The organism is Haloferula chungangensis (assembly GCF_042664875.1).
Taxonomy (GTDB): Bacteria; Verrucomicrobiota; Verrucomicrobiia; order Verrucomicrobiales; family Akkermansiaceae; genus Haloferula; species Haloferula chungangensis.
The window spans coordinates 23,957-45,800 of record NZ_JBHTBS010000013.1; the positions used below are offsets into that span (position 1 = coordinate 23,957).

The following is a 21,844-nucleotide window of genomic DNA, read 5'->3' on the forward strand; positions in this document are numbered from 1 at the left end:
CTAATCCGATGAAGAAAAACGCACCCACCCTAATCACGTTCGCGCTTGCGCAGTTCTCCTCGGTATGCCTGCTGGCGGAGGAGCAAGTGCCCTTTCCCTACCATCTGCCGAAGGAAAAGCCGGATCGGAAGTTGAGCGAGGCAATGGAGCGGATCTACGACAACTACCCGGCGCCGCAACCTGAGGATAACGAGCTTTTCAGCCAGTTCAAATACACCGAGCTGAAGGGTTTCGATTACCATGGCGGAGACGGCACGGTCTCGCGTCGGGATCCATCGAAAATCATTTTTGAAAACGGGAAGTACTACGTTTGGTATACCAAGCGGGATACCAAGGAGCCGCCGGTCGGCATGCAGCGGGCGGCCGAGGCGACGGATGAGATTCCTTCCGCCGACTGGGATCTGTCCGAAATCTGGTATGCGACTTCCGTCGATGGGTTTACCTGGGAGGAGCAGGGCGTGGCAATCAAGCGCCCGGAAAAGCCGCTGGTCGGCTGGCGCTCGGTGACGACCACCGACATCCTGAAATGGCAGGGCAAGTATTACCTCTACTATCAGGGATTCATGGAGGCCAGCGGCACGCGCGGCGACGACTGTCCGGTGGCGGTTTCCTACGCGGACTCGCCGGAGGGTCCGTGGACGCCAGCCAACAAGGTCGTGATCCCGAACGGTCCGGAAGGGGCGTGGGACCAGTATTCGATCCACGATCCCTATCCACTTGTTAGAGACGGGAAGATATGGATCTACTACAAGTCCGATTTTGGCAGGGACCCTCACAAGGTCAGGATGCAGGGTCTCGCTATTGCCGAAGATCCGCTTGGTCCCTTCACGAAGCATCCCTTGAATCCGGTGATCACTTCCGGGCACGAGACCTCGCTGTTTCCCTTCAAGGAAGGGGTTGCGGCGTTGGTTTACAAGGACGGCCCCGAGCACAACACGATCCAATACGCCGAGGACGGCGTGAACTTCTCGATCGCCTCGATCACCGAGTTGATGCCCTACGCCGCCGCGCCCTATGTGGCGGATGCCTTCTCCGATACCAAGGATGGCCGCGGCATCACCTGGGGGCTTGCACATTTCATCAATCAGGGAGGGAAGGGGGAGTATCATTCGATCCTCGTCCGCTTCGACTGCGACCTGAGTCTCGACGTGAACGACCCCGAGATGAAGGAGCATCGCGTGAACCATCGTCCGGATGTCTACTACCGTCAGGGACTGAGCAAAAAGCAGCGTGAGCGGATCAAGGCGGGCAAACCGTAGCGGTGGGGTCGTGAACCGATGGGTGCGTTGTTCTGTCTTGCCTCACCCATTCCTATTTCCGCACATTGCCGATCATGGCCTTGGTCCCTGAGTTCTTCCGGAAAAGCAGCACCTCGAATCATTGATGAATCCCGAGGGCCACACTCATCCGAAACGTCCGGGCAAAGGTCGCAAGCGACTGCTGCGGTTCGCGATTCCCGTGTGGCGGTTGGCGCTGCTGGTGGCGGCGTTCCTTTGCGTGCATCAGGCGCATCGATGGCGGGTCGATAAAGTTGAGCACGGGCTGGATGCGAGCTGGATCAACGAAGTGAAGCCATGGCTTCCAGCGGCGGATCATTTTGGGGAGCCGGAAGAGGATGATCTTCTGACCTCGGTGCTCGATGCGAATGACGAGTTGCTTGGCTGGGCGACGCAGACCTTCCCGGAGGCCGCCAAAGTGACCGGCTATGCGGGTGCGAGCAATCTGCTGGTCGTTCTCAACCCTGACCGTCGGGTGGTGGGAAGCGTGCTTCTCCAAAGTGCCGACACGGCGGGGCATGTCGACAAGATCAAGAAGGACGATAGTTTCTTCACCCAATGGAACGGCCGACATGCGGCAAGTCTCGGCGTGTTGGAAGAGGCGGATGTGGTCAGTGGTGCGACTCTAACAAGTGAGGCGATCGCGCGCGGGATGGCGGGGCGCTTCGGGGCACAGGATGCGGCCGAATGGTTTCCTGATGTGCTGACGATCGAGCAGGTGCGTTCGATTTTCCCGAAGGCGAGTGGCTTCGAGGAGCTGGAACTCGGGGTCTATCAGGTCAGTGGCGGCGAAGGACAGTTGATCCTGAGGACAAGCCGCGCCGGGGTGGCCGTGCGCGGCTTTCAGGGGCCGAGTGATCTGATCGTTGGCCTGGAAAATGATGAGATCGTGGGGGTGCGGATGCTGGGGAGCCGCGACAACAAGCCTTACATTCTCGACGTGGCCGATGAGTTGAAGTTTGCGGATCCCTTCGTCGGCCAGTCAACGGGCGGCTTGTTGGAAACGGGTCCCGCGAAGAGATTTGTCGTGAGTGGCGCCAGCAAGACGGCCCATTCAGTCACGGAGAGTGTGTTGGAGTTGGTGCGGCGGCACGATCGAACGGAGCTTGCGACGAGCTTTGATTGGCGACTCGGGGTCGGGTTGATCTGGGTGCTTGCGGGGGTGACGATCGGTCTAACAAAGCTGCGTGCGAAGCGTCGGGTGCGGCTGGTGTTTGCGGTGCTCAGCATGGCGCTGGGCGGGCTGTGGCTCGGCTGGATGGTGGCGCAGGATCAATGGATTACCTGGGCGAAACGCGGCAGTCTTTCGGGTACGGGCATGGCGATGCTGGTTTTGAGCGCCTCGGCGATTCTCGTGCCGGCGATCTTTGGGAAGAATGTTTATTGTGCCCACCTATGTCCGCATGGCGCAGCGCAGACCTTGCTCGGCGCGACCCACAAGCGTCGCTTCGCGCCGCCGGGAAAGCTGCATCGGATGCTGGTGACCGTGCCCTGGCTGGGGCTGATCGCGCTGTGGGGGCTGGCACTGGCGGGAAGCTCGTTTTCCGCGACCTATGCCGAGCCCTTCGAAGTCTGGAGCGCCGGATTCTTTGCCCTGATGCCAACCTTGATCTTCGGAGTCGGGCTGGTCAGTGCGGCGTTTCTTCCGCAGGCCTATTGCCACTACGGTTGTCCGACCGGGGCTTTGTTGAAGTTCCTCACCCACTCACCCAGCCGCTGGACGCGACGTGACTCGATCGCGGCGACGCTTGTCGGATTGGCCTGGGTCTTCGTTCTCTGCTCATGAAAAGGGTGGCACTTCTGGTTTTGATCCTGTCGGCGGTCGTGATGATCGCTTTCAAGGGTCGGAAGTCGGAAGTGGTTCGATTGGAGGGGCAGGCGATGGGCTGCGCTTGGTCGCTGGCTTATGAAGGCGATGCTTCAGCGGATGTCCGGCGGGTGGTGGCGGAGGAACTCGAGCTTTGGGAACAGGTGATGAGTCAGTGGAGGAAAGACTCGGACCTGAGTCGATTCAATCGAGGTGAAGCGGCCAGTGCGGAGCTTCTGAGGGTGATCGCGCTGGCGCAGACGATGAAGGTGGCCAGCGGTTCGGCCTTTGACTACGAGTTGCTTGAACAAGTCCATGCCTCTGGATTTGGTCCCGAGGGAAAGGGTGTGGATTTGTCCGGAATCGGGAAGGGTTTTGCGGTCGACCGCGTGGGAGAAAGGCTTCGATCGCTGGGCGTTCATCGATTCGTTTTTGAACTCGGCGGCGAGGTGCTTGCGGGCGATGGTGAGTGGAAGCTGGCGATCGAAAGCCCTTTGATCGATGGGAATGCGGAGATTCTAACCGTCACGAATCGCGCGGTGGCGACGAGTGGGAACTACCAGCAGTTTCGGGAAACCGGGAATGGATTGGCGAGTCACCTCATCGATCCGGAGACGGGGAGCCCGGTGCTTCGGCCTCGGTGTTCGGTCACGGTTTTGGCGGATGATTGCGCGACGGCCGATGCGTGGGCGACGGCGCTGTTCGTGCTCGGGCCGGAGGCTCGACCTGATGGGGCTCCGGAGTTCTTCTGGAGTTTCGGGGATGATTGATGATTGATGATTGATGATTGATGATTGATGATTGATGATTCGATTTTTTTACAGAAGGAAACGAAGATAACGAAGGAGGGACTCAGAACAACTCACCCTGGGCTGGCGGCGGTTTCTTCTTTACCAAGGGATTGGGGGCGTCGGCGACTTGGATGGCATCGGGGGGTGGCGCGAATGTGCGCATGTCGCCGGCGAGGAAGACGTCGACTTCTTTCCCGCTGAGGATAGCGGGCATGCGGTGGTGGATCGGCTCGACCGTCAGGTTGGCTTCCGTGGTGATCATGGAGAAGCAGGGGCCCTGAGTTCCCGACTCTTCCCAGATGCCAGCCATCAGGAGCCACGAGTCATCGGGCGCGCTGAAGCGATGAGTGCGCTTCAGGCCTTTCGGGCCGGACCATTCGTAGTAGGCGGCGACAGGGATGAGGCAGCGTCTTTCCTCGAAGGACTGCTTCCACATCGGGAAGTCGAGCTTGTCGGCGCGGGAGTTGTTGACTGGGCTGAGCCCCTTGCGTTCGAAGCCCCAGCGCATCATGACGAGCTCACCATCGGCGGTGATGACCGGGGCCTTGTCGGTGCGGCGGATCAGGCGGAAGGAGTCGATCGAGAGTAGTTCCCGGATCGATGTGGCTTTGATCTTCGATGAGAAGCTGCCGCCGCGCTTTCCGAGTTCGTAGGCGTTGCACATGAGGCAGAGATTGGATTCCGAAGGGCCGTTTGGGGAGCGGAATTTTGAGTGCTAGACCGGAGACGAGGATTCCGTAGAGTTGGACCATGATGAAATCGATCACGACTCTTCTGACTTCGGTGGCTTTTGTTCTGATGGCGCCGACTTCCATGGCGGAAGAAGGCTTCACGCCACTCTTCGATGGAAAGACTCTGGATGGCTGGAGGGTTTCGGAACACCCCGATTCCTTCAAGGTGACCGATGGTGCGATCGTGGCACATGGGCCGCGTGGACACGCATTTTATGTGGGCGATTTCAACGCAGCGACATTTGTGGATTTTGAGCTGCGGCTTGAGGCTCTGACCAAGCCAAACTCCAATGGAGGTGTGTTCTTCCATACCAACTGGGTTGAGAGTGGATGGCCGCGGAATGGCTATGAAGTGCAGGTGAACAACACCCAGAAAGACTGGCGGAAATCGGGCGGGCTTTATGCAGTCGTCGATAACAAGGAGCCATTCGAAGACAATACCTGGATGAAGTATGTGATCCGTGTGGAGAAGGGTGTCGTTACGGTCTCAGTCAACGGCAGGGAACTCGTCAATTACACCCCCAAGGGAGAGGATAACAAGCTTCAGAAAAACGGAGGAGCGATCGCGCTCCAAGCGCATGATCCGGGGAGTGAGGTTCACTACAGGAACATCCGGATCAAGCCGCTGAAATAGCCGGTCCTTTAGTCCTCAGTCCGATTGCCTGCTACGAGGTCTCTAGTAGGAATGCGCAGCATCGTATTCGTTTCGGTGCCACCGCGTGTGACTGAGCCGGCTTGAAGGTAGATCCTTCCTTTGTAGAGGATGGGCTGAGTGGCGTGGCGACCACCGGGAAGGGCTGGGAGGCTGCGCCAGTTGCCGGTTTTTGGATCGAGGGCATCGACCTCAATGTGGGCTTCCTTGCGGGCACTTTCGCCACCGATGACCAGGGATTCGTTTCCCAGGGCGAGCGAGCTGGTGCCGGCGCGGGGTGTCGGGATGGGTTGATCGAGGGTCTTCCAGGTGTTCGATTTGAAATCAAAGACGTCGACTTCCTTGATCACTGGGGCAAAGACGCTGCCTCCTTCGCCGGAGCGACGGCCACCGGCGAGGATGAGTTGCTCGTCGATGAGCACCGCTTGGAAGTGGTCACGGCCGCGGGGGGCATCGGGGAGCCTGGTCCAGGTTTTGGTAGAGAAGTCATACTCGTCGAACCACGGCACCCAGCCGGAGCGGTGGCCATCGGTAAGGCCGCAGACGAGATAGAGTTTATCGTCCTTAATGAAGGCACCGGCGGAACCGCGTCGCCGCTCTTCGGGGATTTCGGGTCCTTTGCTCCAGGCATCGGCGCTCGGGTCGTAGAAATAGAGATGACTAACAGGTGTCTCGCGCGGGTATTTTCCGGTGAAGGCGCCGGCGACGAGCACCTTGCCATCATGGCTGAGGGCCTGGAAGTGGTGGAGTTCGACCGGGGGTTGTTTTCCCGTGGACCAGGTACTGGTCTCGGGGTTGTAGAGATCGACGGCTTGAATGCGGCGACCACCGAGTGCGATGAACTGATCGTCGACTTCGACAAATGCGTGTTCGTGGCGCTTGCAAGGATTGCCCTCGCCTTTGACCTGCTCCCACTTGGATCCTTCCAGGTGGCTCATTTGAGCGAATGCGGCAAGGGCGAGGCCGAGCGATGGGATGAGGCAGTAGCCGAGTTTCATGGTCGAAATAATGCGTCAGCAGTGGGGAGAGACAAGCCAAGCTCTGGTCATCAACGAACTCCTGAGCGGGCTTTCATGAGGTGGTAGTAGCGCCACAGTATTCGCGCAGCGACCGCTCTCCATGGACGCCATTCGTTGGACATTGATCGCAGGACGGATTCGCTGGGACGCTCGTTCATGGCGAAAAGGAGCCTCGCGGATTCCTGAAGTGCGAGGTCGCCAGCGGCAAAGGCGTCGGCGTGACCAAGCGAAAACATCGAGTAGATTTCAGCCGTCCAGCGCCCGATGCCGGGGACTTCCGTCAGGATTACGACGGTTTCGTCGGTACTGAGCGACCTCAGCGCCCGGTAGTTGATGCCGGCTTCGGCGAGAGCCCGGGCATAGCGGATTTTTTGCCGGGAAAGCCCGCAGGCACGGAGCTCCTCGTCGCTGGCTGCGGCGATTTTCCGGCGGCCGGTGAGTCGGGCCTTTTTCAGGCGTTTCCAAATCGCATCGCCGGCCGCGACGGATACTTGCTGGCTGACGATGGCATCGAGCAAGGCTTCGAAGCCGTCCTTGCGGCGACGGAGCGGAAGTTCGCCAGTCAGGCTCAGGGCGTGGGAGAATTCAGGAACGGCGTCGCCCAGCCACCTCGCTCCCTCGCGGACGTCCTCAATGGTTTCGATGAGTTTCATGGCAATCGCTTGATCCTCATCCTTCATGCGCGTGTTCGCAAGTGGCGGCGGATCTTCTCGACAGATTCCGGCGCGGATCATTGAATGGGGGAAATGAAATTCATGCTAATTTCGGCGCTTCTTTCAGTCGGGCATCTGAATGCGACGAACTGGTCGAACTGGCGGGGAGAAGAAGGTGCCGGCGTGGCCCGTGAAGCCAGCCCTCCGGGCAAGGTTTCATCGAGTCAACTCTGGAAAGCACCGCTGCCGGGCCGCGGCTGTTCGACGCCGGTGGTGTGGGAAGATCTGATCGTGGTGACCTGTGTGATCCATGGTAAGGATGGAGTGCTGGCCTATGATCAGAAAGGGAAGGAGGTTTGGCGCCATGCCTTCGGAAAGGCTGCAGGCGTGCGACATGAAAATGCAGGAAGTGGCTGCAATCCATCGGCTCTAACAGACGGAAAGCATATCTATGTCTACTTCAAATCAGGCACGCTGGCGGCGGTGACGATGGAGGGGAAGGAAGTTTGGAAGCGGAACCTTCATCAGGAGTATTCACCGGATGGACTGAAGTGGGATCTCGGCACCTCTCCGATTTTCGCAGGAGGGAATGTCGTTGTCGCCCTGCTGCACAACGAAAATCCCTCGTTCCTTTTGGCGTTTGATAAGTTAAGCGGAAAGGAAGTGTGGAAGACGCCCCGGGACTACGACGCCCCTGCGGAAGCTCAGGACGCCTACACCACTCCCTTTGTCACCGAAATCGATGGAGTGGAAACCATCGTGACCTGGGGCTGTGATCACTTGAGCGGTCATGATGCGAAGACCGGCGAAGAGCTTTGGAAGCATGGCGACTTCAATCCTCAACAGAAGAAGAACTGGCGGGTCATAGCTTCGGCAGTTGAGACCAAGGGAATCGCCATCGTGCCGTTCGGCCGCGGAGACCATGTGGCCGGAGTGAAGCTTGGGGGAAGGGGTGACACGACTGGGAAGAATCGACTCTGGACTCACAAGGGGATTGGAAGCGATTCCTCTACCCCCGTGGCGAAGGATGGGAAGTTTTATGTCCTCAATGACAAAGGTCCGAACCGCGGCATGGTGACCTGTCTTGATGCACAGACCGGCAAGAAGGAATGGCAAAGCAAGTTTCCGCGCAGCGCCGCGATCTACTATGCTTCACCCTTGATTGCAGGAGACAAGATTTACGCCGGGCGTTCGGATGGAGTGCTCTTCTGCGGCACGATCACCCCGAAGGGGTTGACCGATGTGGTCGAGAGTGATTTGGAAGACACCATGATCGCCTCGCCCGTGGCCGTGGGATCGAAGCTATTTGTTCGGACCCATGAGTCACTGTGGTGCTTCGAATAAAGCGGCACTTGTCGGATGAGATGATCTGGCGAAGCTGGCGGGCATGAAGCCATTTGTGAATCTCGCCGAGGCACGTCTGCCCGATGGAACCCTGTTCTCGCTGCACAAGCACGATGGGAAGTTTTATTTGAAATACAATGGGCTCGATCTGATGAGCACGGCGCTGACCTTTTCGGAGCAGTTGTTGGCCGAGAAGGGATGCGAAGGACTTCTGGAGGGGAATCCGTCGAGGCCCAAGGATCCACAGGTTCTGATCGGTGGACTGGGGATGGGCTTCACGCTGAAGCGGGTGCTTGAGTTGATCGGCCGACCGGCAACGGTCGAAGTGGCCGAGCTGGTTCCGGAAATCATTGAGTGGAACCGAACGTTTCTGGTCGAACACAATGGCCCCTTGCTCGAAGACGAACGCACGAAGATTTATCTGGGCGACCTCTATGACTTGATCATGAAGGGCCGTGCCGGGAGCTATGACGCCATCCTGATCGACATCGACGATACGCCGGAAATGCTGATCACCGAGGTGAATGGACGACTCTACACGCCGGGCTTTCTTGAGAAGATCAAGCAAGCCTTGAGGCCGGGCGGCTGTGTCGCCTACTGGCTGGCGATGCCGACACCTCGCTTTGAGAAAGGTCTGCAGAAAGCGGGTTTCAAGGTGCAGGCCTTTCCTGCGAAGCCGCATGAGAAGTCAAAGCGCACGCGCCACTGCATCTACCTCGCGCATCCGAAATAGGGGGGGGCGTATTCAAGCCGATCAGGATGCCCTCACCCCCTCACCGTGGCCATGCGCTTTCGCAGAAAGGTTATTAAGCTGATTGACCCGATCTCGCCTTGCTCCTAGCGTCCCGGCATCATGAGAAAAACGACCTCCCCCCTTTTTCGCCCTGATGTTCGTGACTCAAAGCAGAGTGGTGTCTCCGTGTTTCTGCTCCTCACTTCAGGTCTGTTAGCCACTGCGACGGCGGCGACCTTGAAGTGGGATGCGACTCCTGGCAGTGCTGGTATCCAGGACGGTTCGGGAGTTTGGAGCACGTCCAGCAATACCTGGAATGATGGTTCCAACAATCTCACTTGGAACAACTTGTCGGTCAACGACGCGGTCATCGGCGCAGGTGGCGCGGGAGGAACCATCACGGTCAGTGGCAGCGTGTCCGTGGGCAACGTGAGCTTCGAAACAGTAACAAGCCCCTACCTGGTCTCCTCCGGCACGCTCACCTTGGCGGGCACAGGTGGTGTCTCGACCGTCACCGCCAATCATGCGGCGACGATCAATTCCACTTTGGCGGGTGGTAGTAAACTGGTGAAAGCCGGAAACGAGATGCTCACCTTGGGAGGAGCAAATAGCTACAACGGCGGCACCGATCTTTCCGCTGGAACTTTGCGAATCACTTCGGCGACAGCCCTTGGCAGCACCACCGGAGCTTTCAACTTCCTCAGCAGCGGCACTTTGCAACTGAATAGCGGCACCGGAGGCGCGGTGGAGCTCGGATCACTTAGCGGCGGCAGTGGTGCACTCATTAGCCGCGGGATCAGTGGCGACATCATCCTGCGGGCAGGCTCTAATAATCAGCGCACCGACTACGCGGGAACGATTGAGGACGGCAGTGGAAGAATCATTTTCAGCAAACGCGGTAGCGGAGTCCTGACCCTTTCTGGTAATAATACCTATACCGGAGCGACCTACATCTCCGACGGTGGCATCTTGCAGGTGGTGAGCAACAAGGCACTGGGGTCCAGCTCCGAAGGAGTCGTGATCAATGCCGGCACCCTTCAGCTTGCAGGAGGAATCGCCGTGGCCGGAGAAACGATCGCCGTAAATACTCCGGGCGATGTCTCGCTCGGATCCATCAATAACCTCTCCGGAAGCAACTCGTGGACTGGTGCCGTGAATCTCAACACATCCACCCGTATCAGCTCGACCGACGGGTTGATGGAGCTGTCAGGAAACGTAACGGGCTCCGGCCAAAGCCTGACCCTCGCCGGCTCCGGGGATCTGATGCTCAGGGGGGCGGTGGTACTCGGCACGGGCGGCCTGAACAAGGTCGGTTCGGGAACTGCAACCCTCTTGAATCCTTCTTACAGCGGAAACACCACGCTTGGAGTTTCTGGTGGGGGCAATGCGGGAACCCTGAATCTGCAGGGATCCAGCGCACTCTCGACCGGCGCGATGATCGTCTACTCGGGAAATCTGAACCTCGGTCAGAACCATTCGGTCACTTCCCTGGCGCTCGGCGGCGGGGCGACCAATACCACCGCGCGACTTGATACGGGCTCCAACACCCTCACCCTGAGAGGGGATGTCACCTACAACGCCGGCGACGGTTCCTCGACCATCTCAAGTGGAGCAAGTATCGCCGGGAACATCGCGATGGGCTCGGGCGAACGAATTTTCGACGTCCGAGATAGCAGCGCCGCCGCCATCGACCTGCAAATCTCTGCCTCGCTCTCCGGAAACAACCTCACCAAGACCGGCAATGGAACCCTCGCCTTGAACGGGGCCAATACCTACACCGGAGTCACCACGATTAGGAACGGGGCGCTTCAAATCGGCAGCGATGCCGCCTTAGGGCAGGCTCCCGGCAGCCCAAGTATCGGGAAAATCGTTCTAAACCCAGGAACCAAACTCGGCACCACCAACAGCTTCAGCTTGAACTCCAACCGCGGCATCCAGCTCAACAGCAGCTCCGCGAGTTACAGTCAGGGTGTGATTGATGTGGGCCCCGACGCCACCCTCCATTACGGCGGTATCATTTCGGGTAATGGCGGAATTCTGGGCAAGTCGGGCACGGGAACCCTGGTCTTGAGCGGTGCTCATACCTACACGGGTTTCACAGGGACGGTGACCGCCGCGAACCCGGAGATCGGCACGTCGGTCCACGCAGGCATGCTCGAACTCGATGGAGGCTCCATCACCCACGGCTCGTCCTACATTGTCGTCGGCAATTTGCCCGGTCACAATGGCAACTTCCTCATGCATCATGGTGCCAAAGCCAACACTCTGAGCGGTATCGTGGGTGACCAGGTGGGCGCGACCGGACAGGCCACCATCAGCGGCGCCGGCACCAATTGGACCACCACCGGCGGCATGTTTGTGGGCAACTACGGGACGGGCGTTTTGAATCTCACCGAGGGGGGGACGCTCAAGGTTGGCAGCGGCGCTCTATCTCTGGGTCTCAATAATAGCCCGGCGAATGGCACGCTGAACATCGGTGCCCCTGCGTCGGGCACGGCGACCAGTCCTGGAATTCTCAGTGCCACCAACGTGTATGGCGGCAGTGGATCAGCCACCGTCCAGTTCAATCACAATAGCACGGCAGCGGCACCCTACCACTTTTCCTCGAGTGGTGATGGGGCCGGAACGCCCATTAATATCACAGGCCGTGCGCAACTGGTCCATAGCGCCGGTCACACCGTTATGAATGGAACCAACACCTTCACCGGCAGCACGCTTATCAACGGCGGAGTGCTGGCTCTGAATGGCTCATTCGCTAGCGGTAACACGGTTAGTGTCAATGGTGGTGGCACGCTGCTAGGCAGCGGAAGGATCGCAGGTGCGACCACCATCCAGGGAGGTGGCATCCACTCCCCTGGTGGGGCTCCGGCGACTGTGGGCAGTCAGCAATTCACTGGCAACCTCACCTACGTCGGCGCTTCGATTTTCTCATGGGACCTCAATGCCAGCAGCACGACAAGCGGCTTTGACACGGTAGTTGGCACCTCGGGCGGCACTCTAACGATTGACAACTCCCTCGCCTCCGATCCGCTTTTCAGGATCGTGCTTGGCTCAGATGCGCTCGCAGGAATCAATGATCCCGGAGTCGCTTTTTGGAATAGCAGCCAGACCTGGGACGATGTCTTTAAGGGCTTCGGCAGTGTGGTTGGGAGCTTTGGTGATTGGGAAGTGGTCGATGCCTCCAACAATCCAGTCACCTCATCCCGTGGGTCATTCAGTGTATCCGGCACGACGATTACCTGGTCCGCCGGCGCAAGCGTTCCCGAGCCCACCAGCGCCTTGGTGGGGCTGCTCATGGGTGCGGGCCTGCTGCGCCGCCGCCGCAGTCACTAACTGCGGAAGTGTCCGGTGAGCGCTCTTCCCCGCCCATCATTCTCTGGCAGCCCTGTGGGCGGGGAAAGCGGGGTTCACTCGAAATCCGTGGAGACCTCGATGATGGTTTGATCGGAATCCATTTTGATGACCTGCGCCTTGTTTCCCGCAGCAGCCAGCGCCTTTCTAACATCAATGCTACGGATCGACTGGTCCTTATGGGTCCTGAAATCCCAGCGGATGTTTTTGAGATCGGACACGGATGTCCACACCGTGTAGTCGTAGCTGGTGATCTTTCCTTCAACATCGCGAATGGCCCCAATGGGAATATCGAAAGCATTCATGATGTGGAATACCTCGTTCACGGTCTCGCTGGCCGTCGGCAATTTTCGGGCAAGCTGGGAGAATGCCACGGCTCTGACGAATCTTGAGGGTGGCGTGTAATCTCCGGGAAGTCCGCGCAATCCCGATCCCTGCCCGAATTGGGCCAATTTGATGCCGGCCGCTTCCACCGCGGGCACGTTGGTGGCGCTGAGATTGATGTAGTTGCGAAGATTGGTGATGTGCCAATCGAAGGTCGGAGAGTTGGTCATCACGCCGAGTGGATTGTCGGAAATCTCGAGCGACTTGTTGAGCGGCTCGATTACAACCGAGGCACCGCTGCTGTCGTGGACCACGAAATGCCCCGGAAAGCTCTCCCCGCCGATGGCTTGGATCGGATTGGGCACAAGAACGACCTCATCGAAGTGCTCTTTCACCTCGGCGACACTGGAAAAATTCGCGAGCAGCCAGCTGCCATAATCTTCCGGCGCCAGTGAGCGGGCGTGGTCGGCGGGTTTCGGATCGGAATAGCTGGCGTAGCCGGGAAAGTAGAATGACCCGACGTAGAGCCCCTTTTCATTCACGCCATCCACCACTACATGCATTCCCAGAGCGTTCGCCCCGACCATGCCGTATTTGGAAACGTAGTGCATGCCCTTGGATGGATCGGCGAGAGAGTTGGAGAGCTTGCTGCCTGCCGGCACCACCACAGCGTCGGACTGAACGTCGAAACCAAATTCCATGGTTCGGCCAACGACTGCGGCGCCGTCACCCGCCATCATGCGGAGGCCCGTGCAGGCCACCGATGGCAAAGTAAAAGCACACGCGAGAAATCCTGCAATGGAAGCGGGAATGAGTTTTTGTTTCATGAAATGAGGGATGGGAGGGATGAGTCGATGAGTGATGGGAATAGGACGGAAGTGAACGCGTTCTAACAACAGCTGAGGATTAGCCTGATTCCGACGAATCGGAAACCAAAAGAAGTCGGCCGGGTCAAATAGCCTCAGCCGCCCCCTAAAGATTCTGCCCCCTTGGAAGGGGGATGACCGCGGGCCTTCGTGCCGTGTTATACTTTTGGTATGAGGTCACTCTCGTTCTCGTGTTTTCACTTCCGTCGACGACTTTTGGGAATTTCCCGAGTGGTTCGAGCATCCTATGCGACCCAGACCCACAACGATGAAGATATTCACCATTATTTGCACCGCATTCCTTCTCATGACTCCTCAATTGCCTGCTGCAGAAGAAACGCCTGGGCGTCCCAAAGTCATTTTTTTCGATGTCAATGAGACCCTTCTCGATCTCACCCAGATGCGTGCCTCGGTTGGCAAAGCGCTCGATGGGAAAGAGGAGCTACTTCCTCTTTGGTTTTCAACGATGCTTCACTACTCCTTGGTGGATACGGTGACCGAACGTTATCATGGTTTTGCCGACATTGGCGTGGCGGCATTAATGATGGTTGCCAAGAACAATGATATCGCTCTCACGGAGGAGGCTGCGCGTGAAGCAATTGTCACGCCCCTGCGAAGCCTGCCTCCTCACCCGGACGTGAAAGAAGGGCTTCAGTCACTCAAGGATCAGGGCTTTCGTCTCATCAGTTTCACCAACTCGTCCAACAAAGGCGTCCAGACCCAGTTCGAGAATGCGGGATTGATGGAGTTCTTTGAAGAGCGACTCAGCGTCGAGGACCAAAAGGTCTACAAGCCCGCATTGGCCTCGTATCGCTGGGCGATGGAGAAGGCTGGAGTGAAACCCGAGGAGGCCATGATGGTCGCGGCACATGGCTGGGACATCGCCGGCGTGAAGGCTGCGGGCATGACCGGTGTCTTCGTCGCCCGTCCCGGCAAGAGCACCTATCCTCTTGCCATTCCGGCGGACAAGGAGGTGGCGGATCTTGTCGAGCTCGCCGAATGGCTCAAGACACTCGAGTGAATCGCCATCATTCCGCGCAGGCTTCCCCATGATGAATCGCGTCACCCATTGGAGTTTCTTGCATGGATGTGCGATTGGGGCATGGTGGCAGCATGTTCTTTGTGCGTGATGCTTTGAGGAAACTCACTCTCCTGAGCTTGCTGTTTGGTATGGCGTTTCGGGCGGCCGCGTTGGTCCCTGAAAATGTCGTTGTTCTCTACAACTCAAGTGATCCGGAATCGGAGGAAATCGCTCAGTACTACCGTCAGGCCCGAGGCATCCCGGAAGGAAACCTGGTCGGCTTGGCATTGTCGCAGAAACCGCAGATATCGCGGGACGAGTACAACCGGACGATTCGTGATCCGCTTCGCAAGATATACGAAGATCGTCAATGGTGGGAATTGGGTAAGAATCAGTCGGGGCAGACCCTGCCATTTGTGAATCGACGTCCGGTGCTCGCCATCATCCGTGGCGTCCCACTGAAAATTGGAGGGTCGCCGCTGCCGGCGGATTTCAAGTCCGACCCCGATGATCCGATCAGCAAGCGCAACGAAGCAGCGGTGGACTCGGAATTGCTGCTTCTCGGAGGACTCGATGCGCCCATTCAGGGAGTCGCCCCGAACTTCTACTTTGAAGGTGAAAAGCGCTTCGAGGACAGCAAGCTCTCCTTCATGCTGCTGATTTCGAGAATCGACGCGGCAACCGTCGCGACCTGCAAGCGGATGATCCGCGATGCCATTCAGATCGAAAAAACCGGGCTCTGGGGCCGGGCCTACATCGATTATTCGAACCGCCATCAAATGGGCACCAGTTGGCTGAATTCGATCCAGAACGAGTGCCGTGCCCAAGGGTTTGCCACGGTGGCCGACCGATTCAATCAGAGCTTTCCCCGAAACTATCCCCTGAGTGATGCCGCGCTCTATTACGGTTGGTATGACTCATCCGTGAGTGGGCCCTTTCTCAATCCCCAGTTCCGGCTCCGCCCAGGATCGGTCGCCATTCATATCCATTCCTACAGCGCGGCCCAACTGCGCGATGCATCAAGGAACTGGAGCGCACCCCTGTTGGAAAAAGGAGCGGCCGCCACCGTTGGCAACGTCAACGAGCCCTTCCTTCAACTCACCCATCGTCTCGACATTCTCAATGACCGATTGATGCGAGGCTGGACTTGGGCGGAAGCCTCGTGCGCAGCCTTGCCGGTCAGTTCCTGGCAATCCGTCGCACTCGGTGACCCCCTCTATCGACCCTTTCATCATCTCGATGGCTCGGGCGAGGAAATCGAAAGGGACCGGGATTTCCGCAGCCTCGTGAAGCTGGCGCGAAAGAACTCGGATCCGGGGCAACGTCTGAAGGCGATCGAGACCTTGGCCGCGAAGCAAAAATCCGGAATTCTTTCGGAGGCGGCGGGACTCGAAGCGCTTGCCCAGGGCAAGCGGGGCGAGGCACAGAAATGGTTCAAGGCTGCTTTGGTGGAATATCAAAGCGCCGACAATCAGATCCGCCAGTACCTTCACCTTGCGGCCATCGCCCGACACGCCAAGCAAACAAAGAATGCGGCCGGCATTCTCAAGAGTGGACTCTCCCGGGCCCAATCCTTCCCGAATTCCGCAGCGCTTGCCGAGTGGTTGCAGATCGTCGAACCGAAACCGAAACCGAAACCCAAGGCGACTAGCGGATCATAGCCCGGGCTTCAACAAGCGGCTTCGTCACAGGACCGTGGCATCGTCTCAAACCGATGCAGGCTTAAGAGCGTTGGAGGTAGACGACCTGGGTTTGCAGGAACTCGTAGAGACCGTGTTTGCCGTCGGCGCCGCCGATGCCCGATTTCCGCCAACCGGCGTGGTAGCCTTGCATGGCTTCGAAGTTCTCGCGGTTGATGTAGGTTTCGCCAAACTTGAGCGCCTCGACGAGATTCATCGCCTCGTTGATGTCGTTCGAGTAAACCGAGGAAGTCAGTCCGTATTCGGTATCGTTGGCCATGGCGATTGCCTCATCGAGCTCGTCGAAGACGACGATCGGCACGACCGGTCCGAAAATTTCCTTTCTCACAATGTCCATCTGCTGGTTGCAGTTGGCGACAACCGTCGGTTCGAAGAAGTAGCCGTCGTCACCCGCGCCGCGTTTGCCGCCGCAGAGGATTTTGGCCCCGTCCTTCACGGCGCGATCGAGCAAGTCGACGACTTTCTCGTAGCCCGCCTGATTGATCATCGGACCAAAGTCGAGCGTCTCATCTTCAAGCGGGTTGCCGTAGCGAGCGGCTTTCATTTTCTCGACCAACTTGGCGGTGAAGCTCTCGGCCACCCCCCGCTGGACGTAGATGCGTTCGGCACAGTTGCAGACCTGGCCGCTATTGATCACGCGTGAGGCTTGGATCGCTGTCGCGGCGAGCTCAAGGTCGGCCTTGTCCGTGACGATGGCCGGTGCTTTTCCGCCCAGTTCGAGGTTCACTCGGGTGATGTTCTCGGCGGCGGCGGCCATGATGCGAGTGCCTGTTTCGACGCTGCCGGTAAAGCTGACCATGGCAACCTTAGGGCTTTCCGTGAGGGTTCTTCCAACCGACGCGCCATAACCCGATACGAGGTTGGCGATACCGGCGGGGAGATCGGTTTCATGGAGGACCTTGAAGAACTCGAAGGCGTTGTTCGGGGTTTCCTCACTGGGTTTGATGACGATGGAGTTGCCGCAGATCAACGCGGGCGCGAGCTTGCGGGCAATGAGGAAGAAGGGGAAGTTCCACGGGAGAATGCCAACCACCACACCGAGGGGTTTGCGAAAGAGGAAGATGTTCTCCTTGGGGCGGTCGCTCTCCATGATCTCTCCTTCAATGCGGCGTCCCCACTCAGCCATGTAGTCGATGTAGTCGGCGGTGAAGTTGACCTCTACCCGAGCGAGCGGCAACGTTTTGCCCTGCTCCTCGGTGATCACGCGGGCCAGAGCTTCGACCTTTTCGCGGAGTTTGGCAGCGAGTTGGTGCAAATGCTTTGCCCGGGCTGCGGCAGGCAGGGCAGCCCAGCCGGGCTGGGCCGCCTCGGCGGCGCGGATCGCAGCTTCGACCTGCTCGGATGATGACTCAGGAACTTCGGAAATCACCTCGCCCGTGGCAGGATTGGTGACGGTGATCCGTTCGGCTCCCTCGCTGTCGACGAATGTCCCATTGATGTAGTTGGAGTATTGAATCATGTCTTTACTCTTCGGGTGCATTCCGGCGGAGGCAACATGAAATGGCGAGCTGTCGCGGAAAGACGGATCCGGTCCCGATCGTCAGCGCATCGCTGAATTGCCGACCTCAGAGATCGCCGGGCAAGGGGTCAGCAAGACGCCTACAGGAGATGGATTCTCCTAACAGGCTCGCTCGATTCTGTCCCTTTAGCCGCCTGCTCCGCGCGGGAGAATGGATCAGGAATCGACGACCGTTGGGCGAATCTCGGGACTCTCTTTGGTGGCCTCGTTTGAAGCGGGAAGTTCTTCCTTTTTCCTCCGGATCTCTCCCACAAGCACGGCACCCCAGGCGCGAAGCCGTTCAAATCCGTAAAGGCAGGCGAGCACCGCAAGGACCGAGAGCACGAGTCCCGTGACGCCGAGGACGGCCTGCTCGCGCACCAAGGTCCAGACCAGCTGCCCGACACAGAGGACCGCGACGACCAGCAGCGTCGGCTTCCGTCCGATCAGATCGACGACGAAAACCCCGAGCGGTGCGCCGAGGGCGACCACCGGAGCGGCGGCCAGCCAGTTGCCGAAGACTTCGCTTTGCACCCCGGTAAAGGCCATCTTTGTGAGAATTCCGAGCACCGAGCAATAGGCCATGATGATCACCGAGGTGGGGATGGCGATCTTGAGGTCGGCCCGGCAAACGAGCACGAGGATGGTGTAAATGACCATGTCGATCCCAACTCCGGAGACGGAGACAACCGTGGCGCCGGAGACGAAGCCAGCCACCACGCCGAGCCGCGTGTCCCAGCGTTCATCGAAGTCGGTCATGCCTTCATGGGAGGCGATTTCATTGACCCGCCAGAGATGGAGGATGCCGAAACTTCCCCAGACCACCGCGAAGACCAACTTGATCCACAGCGCGGGCACCCAGGGGGCCACCAGGAAAATCCCCAAGGGCAGGCCGATCGAGGATCCGATCAGCGCTCCCTTCAGCAGGGCTCCGGCAAGCGGTTGGCGCCGGGCGAGGATGAAGATGGCGGCACTGGTCATGCCGATCGATTGGACGGCGAAGCTGAAGTCGCGGCCGAGTTCCGCCGATTTGTTGAAGAGCAGCACCAGAATCGGGAAACCGACGGTGCCTCCACCCATCGGCGTCGAGCCCGCGGCGTAGCTGCCGATCGCCATGGCCAGCGCCATCGGCCAGTTCTCCCGAGCCTCGGGCCACAGGCCTTTGATCGCCACCAGCCAGAGCCAGACGGTGTAGAACAGGCCAAGCCAGAGGAACCATATCCACAATCGGCGTTTGGGTGCAGGTAAGATTGACATCGGTGGAAAGCTGAAGGGGCGAAGCTAGCGAAAGTTGACCAGTAACGGAAATAGACTTTTGGCATGGATTCGATAAGATTTCGGCATCGATGGATCTGAGACAATTTCGCTATTTTCAGGCGGTGGCCGAAGAGATGAGTTTTTCCAATGCGGGGCGTCGGCTACGGATTGCCCAGCCGGCTCTGAGTCGGGCGGTGGCCGAACTCGAAGACGAGATTGGTGTTTCCCTGTTCGACCGCTCGCGCCGCCAGATCACCCTGACGCCCGCTGGCGAGACGCTGTTGCGTGAGTGCGGGGTGCTTTTCGAGCGCTTCGATGAATCGATCCGGCGGGTGCGCGAAGCGGCGCGGGGCGATGCGGGCGAACTGAAGCTCGGATACATCGGACCGCCGACGGAAGATTTCCTCGGGGAATTGTTGCGCGAATTCCGCAGCGCGCATCCGGGTGTGAATCTCTTTCTCGAAGAGCGCACGCCGGAACGCGTCTGGGAGATGGTGGCGAAAGGTCGTCTTTCGCTCGGCTTTACCCGACCCGTGCGCCCCCATGACGAACTCAGTCCGCGTTCGCTTCTGCTGCGCGAAGAGCGACTGTGTCTCGCCGTGCCAAGTGGCGACGCTCTAGCAGTCCGTCGCAGCCTGTCGTGGAAATCCCTGTCGGAGCTGCCGCTCATCCTGCTTGCCCGCAGGGAGGGCGCGGGTTCTCACGACACGATCCTTGCAGCCTGCCATGAAGCGGGGGTGACTCCTGAAATCATCAGAACACCAAGCCTGATGGGTACGATCCTGAAGTATGTGGAAGGCGGCGCGGGATATGGAATCGTGCCGGAGTGTGCCCAGCTGGAATCGCGTGCGGTGAGTCTCGTGCCGCTGACGCCGCGGAAGACGATTCCCCTGGTGCTCGTGTGGTCGGATGATGCCCGCAACCCGGCGGCCGATGCCTTCCGCGCGATGGTCGAAACGTGGCGCTCGCAAGGCCGCTTCCGCTGAGACGGATCTTGGGCGTTGTTAGGTTGTGGGGAATCAAACGGGCGTGGCTGTCGGCTGACGAAGCAGGTGCTGGACGGTCGGGCGATTGGAGGAAATGATGAAGGGCGCTTACTTGAGCATTTTATGAAAGGACTGGATTCAGGGTGGTGAAGGGAAAAGTCGCCAAATGGCTGCCGGGCGCAGCAGTGATCTTCAACTACGATCGTGCGAATTTCCGGCACGACCTGTTGGCGAGTTTGGTTGTCTCGCTGGTGCTGCTTCCCTCGGCCTTCGCCTACGCAGATCTGGCAAAGTGCGCGCCCGCCGCCGGGCTCTACGCGGCGGTGGTCGGGATGGTGGTCTACGCCCTGTTCACGAGCTCACGGCACGTCAATGTGGGGCCCGATGCGGCGATTGCGCTGTTGGTCGGCGCGGCCATCGGACCACTCGCGGCAGGCGATCCAGGCAAGGCGGTGACACTTGCCACGGTGCTCTCATTTCTCACCGCCGGCGTGTTGTTTCTGATGGCGAAGCTGCGCCTGGGGATCGCGGCGGACTTCCTTTCGAGCCCGGCGATGCTCGGATTCATGAATGGGGCGGCGGCGGTGATCGTGGGGAGTCAGTTGGGAAAGTTCTGCGGGATCAATCTTGAAAAGGACAACACCTTGCTGCGCTTCTGGGAATGGGCGGGCCGGATCGGAGAGACCGATCGTCTAACACTCGGCGTCGGCCTCGTCTGCATCGTGGTGCTGGCGATCTGCAAGTGGGGCATCCGTCGCGTTCCCGGTGCGGTGGCAGTGTTCCTGCTGGCGATGATCGCGGGACAATTCTGCGACTTCTCCGCTCAAGGTCTGGCGGTGATCGGAACCGTCGATCTGCGGGTGCCGAAGGCAGTGCGTCCGGACTTGGCGCTGGCGGATATGACTCCGCTGTTCACTGGCGCGCTCGGAATTGCCCTGCTGGTCTTTTCCGAAGGCGTCGTGCTGGGTCGTTCGGTGGCGCGAAGGAATGGCTACGAGATCGATGCGGATCGCGAACTCATTGCCTTCGGGGCGTCCAATGCGGCGGCGGGATTGGTGTTCAGCTTTCCGATCGGCTCAAGCCAGACCCGCACCCTGCTGAATGATGCGACGGGTGGACGCACGCAGATGGTTAACTTTCTGGCTGCAGGCATGTCGGCGGGTTTCGTGTTTCTGGCAGCGCCATGGATTGCGAAGGTTCCCTCGGTGGCGATCGCTTCGATCCTCGTGTTCACCGGCATAACCCTGATCGACATGCGCGTCTACAAGCGGCTCTGGAAGCTGCACCGTTTCAGCATGATCGTGGCGGCGGTCACCACGATCGGAGTGCTTGGGGTGGGGGTTCTGCCCGGCATACTCCTCGGGGTGCTGCTGTCCTTGCTCGGAGTTCTGGCCAATATCGTGCGACCGAATGATGCCCTGTTAGGCTGCGTTGAGGGTTCGGAAACGCTGCACGATGTCGGCGATGATTCGGCGGCCAAGACGATCCCCGGGCTCGTGGTGTACCGTTTCTACGGCCCGTTGATTTTTGCCAACGTCCGCTTCTTCATCGAGCGGGTGGAAAAGTTCATCCGTCAGGAGAAGAACCCGGTGAAGCAGTTGATCGTCGATGCCCGCGCGATTCCGAGTGTCGACATCACCGCGGCCGAGCAACTCCATGATTTCCTGGAGCGCTTGCGGGCTCGGGGGATCGAAGTGGTCGTAGCCAAAGCCCACCTGCCGCTGCGTGAAACCATGTCGGCGGTCAGCGGCAAAGTGGCGCCAGAGAGCAAGCACTACGAGCAACTGGCCGCTGCAGTGGCGGCCTACCGCCAACAGCCCGAGAAGGAATGAGC

General features: G+C 59.1%; 17 protein-coding genes. 11 read left to right on the forward strand and 6 right to left on the reverse strand.

Features of this window, described 5'->3' with window-relative positions; all coding sequences use genetic code 11:
• The first annotated feature begins 8 nt into the window (after positions 1-8).
• The 3 genes from ACFQY0_RS18295 (at position 9) to ACFQY0_RS18305 (ending at position 3,854) form a co-directional block, all read left to right on the forward strand.
• Entirely contained in the window at positions 9-1,259 is a 1,251-nt protein-coding gene (locus ACFQY0_RS18295) for a glycoside hydrolase family 117 protein (protein ID WP_379715414.1), read from the forward strand.
• Between the two features lie 124 nt (positions 1,260-1,383).
• Positions 1,384-3,063: an FMN-binding protein gene (locus tag ACFQY0_RS18300; RefSeq protein ID WP_379715417.1), complete on the forward strand. Its 1,680-nt coding sequence runs from the start codon at positions 1,384-1,386 to the stop codon at positions 3,061-3,063.
• Positions 3,060-3,854, forward strand: coding sequence for an FAD:protein FMN transferase (locus ACFQY0_RS18305; protein ID WP_379715420.1), 795 nt, complete (start codon positions 3,060-3,062; stop codon positions 3,852-3,854). Before ACFQY0_RS18300 ends, ACFQY0_RS18305 begins: the two co-directional genes overlap by 4 nt.
• 82 nt (positions 3,855-3,936) lie before the next feature.
• Here ACFQY0_RS18305 and ACFQY0_RS18310 read toward each other — a convergent pair whose 3' ends face one another.
• Positions 3,937-4,539, reverse strand: a complete 603-nt coding sequence (locus ACFQY0_RS18310; protein WP_379715423.1) for an SOS response-associated peptidase — start codon at positions 4,537-4,539, stop codon at positions 3,937-3,939.
• Positions 4,540-4,625: 86 nt separating this feature from the next.
• On the opposite strand from ACFQY0_RS18310, the gene ACFQY0_RS18315 reads away from it, so the two are divergent.
• Positions 4,626-5,240: a 3-keto-disaccharide hydrolase gene (locus ACFQY0_RS18315; RefSeq protein WP_379715426.1), complete on the forward strand. Its 615-nt coding sequence runs from the start codon at positions 4,626-4,628 to the stop codon at positions 5,238-5,240.
• A gap of 8 nt (positions 5,241-5,248) precedes the next feature.
• Here ACFQY0_RS18315 and ACFQY0_RS18320 read toward each other — a convergent pair whose 3' ends face one another.
• Positions 5,249-6,256, reverse strand: a complete 1,008-nt coding sequence (locus ACFQY0_RS18320) for a Kelch repeat-containing protein (protein WP_379715429.1) — start codon at positions 6,254-6,256, stop codon at positions 5,249-5,251.
• 50 nt (positions 6,257-6,306) lie between these two features.
• Positions 6,307-6,930: a DNA-3-methyladenine glycosylase family protein gene (locus ACFQY0_RS18325; protein ID WP_379715612.1), complete on the reverse strand. Its 624-nt coding sequence runs from the start codon at positions 6,928-6,930 to the stop codon at positions 6,307-6,309.
• A 93-nt stretch (positions 6,931-7,023) separates the two neighbouring features.
• Between ACFQY0_RS18325 and ACFQY0_RS18330 the strand changes: the two genes are divergently transcribed.
• The 3 genes from ACFQY0_RS18330 (at position 7,024) to ACFQY0_RS18340 (ending at position 12,340) form a co-directional block, all read left to right on the forward strand.
• Positions 7,024-8,274: an outer membrane protein assembly factor BamB family protein gene (locus ACFQY0_RS18330; protein ID WP_379715432.1), complete on the forward strand. Its 1,251-nt coding sequence runs from the start codon at positions 7,024-7,026 to the stop codon at positions 8,272-8,274.
• Positions 8,275-8,317: 43 nt separating this feature from the next.
• Entirely contained in the window at positions 8,318-9,007 is a 690-nt protein-coding gene (locus ACFQY0_RS18335; protein WP_379715435.1) for a spermine/spermidine synthase domain-containing protein, read from the forward strand.
• Positions 9,008-9,127: 120 nt separating this feature from the next.
• A complete protein-coding gene (locus ACFQY0_RS18340) occupies positions 9,128-12,340 on the forward strand; it encodes a beta strand repeat-containing protein (RefSeq protein ID WP_379715438.1) in 3,213 nt (1,070 codons plus the stop codon).
• Between the two features lie 74 nt (positions 12,341-12,414).
• Here the strand turns inward: ACFQY0_RS18340 and ACFQY0_RS18345 are convergent, their stop codons facing one another.
• Complete coding sequence (locus ACFQY0_RS18345; RefSeq protein ID WP_379715443.1) at positions 12,415-13,509, reverse strand: choloylglycine hydrolase family protein; 1,095 nt, start codon at positions 13,507-13,509, stop codon at positions 12,415-12,417.
• A gap of 346 nt (positions 13,510-13,855) precedes the next feature.
• Here ACFQY0_RS18345 and ACFQY0_RS18350 point away from each other — a divergent pair, with 346 nt between their 5' ends.
• Entirely contained in the window at positions 13,856-14,569 is a 714-nt protein-coding gene (locus tag ACFQY0_RS18350; protein ID WP_379715446.1) for a haloacid dehalogenase type II, read from the forward strand.
• Between the two features lie 62 nt (positions 14,570-14,631).
• Positions 14,632-16,230 (forward strand): TIGR03790 family protein, encoded by a 1,599-nt coding sequence (locus tag ACFQY0_RS18355; RefSeq protein ID WP_379715449.1) that lies wholly within the window; start codon positions 14,632-14,634, stop codon positions 16,228-16,230.
• A 61-nt stretch (positions 16,231-16,291) separates the two neighbouring features.
• On the opposite strand, the gene aldA is transcribed toward ACFQY0_RS18355, so the two are convergent.
• Both aldA and ACFQY0_RS18365 read right to left on the reverse strand, forming a co-directional pair.
• Positions 16,292-17,728, reverse strand: coding sequence for an aldehyde dehydrogenase (gene aldA, locus ACFQY0_RS18360; RefSeq protein WP_379715452.1), 1,437 nt, complete (start codon positions 17,726-17,728; stop codon positions 16,292-16,294).
• 216 nt (positions 17,729-17,944) lie between these two features.
• Positions 17,945-19,024, reverse strand: coding sequence for a sulfite exporter TauE/SafE family protein (locus ACFQY0_RS18365; protein ID WP_379715455.1), 1,080 nt, complete (start codon positions 19,022-19,024; stop codon positions 17,945-17,947).
• A gap of 89 nt (positions 19,025-19,113) precedes the next feature.
• Between ACFQY0_RS18365 and ACFQY0_RS18370 the strand changes: the two genes are divergently transcribed.
• Both ACFQY0_RS18370 and ACFQY0_RS18375 read left to right on the forward strand, forming a co-directional pair.
• Complete coding sequence (locus ACFQY0_RS18370; RefSeq protein ID WP_379715458.1) at positions 19,114-20,010, forward strand: LysR substrate-binding domain-containing protein; 897 nt, start codon at positions 19,114-19,116, stop codon at positions 20,008-20,010.
• 146 nt (positions 20,011-20,156) lie between these two features.
• On the forward strand, positions 20,157-21,842 hold the full coding sequence (locus tag ACFQY0_RS18375; RefSeq protein WP_379715461.1) for a SulP family inorganic anion transporter: 1,686 nt from the start codon (positions 20,157-20,159) through the stop codon (positions 21,840-21,842).
• Positions 21,843-21,844: the final 2 nt, after the last annotated feature.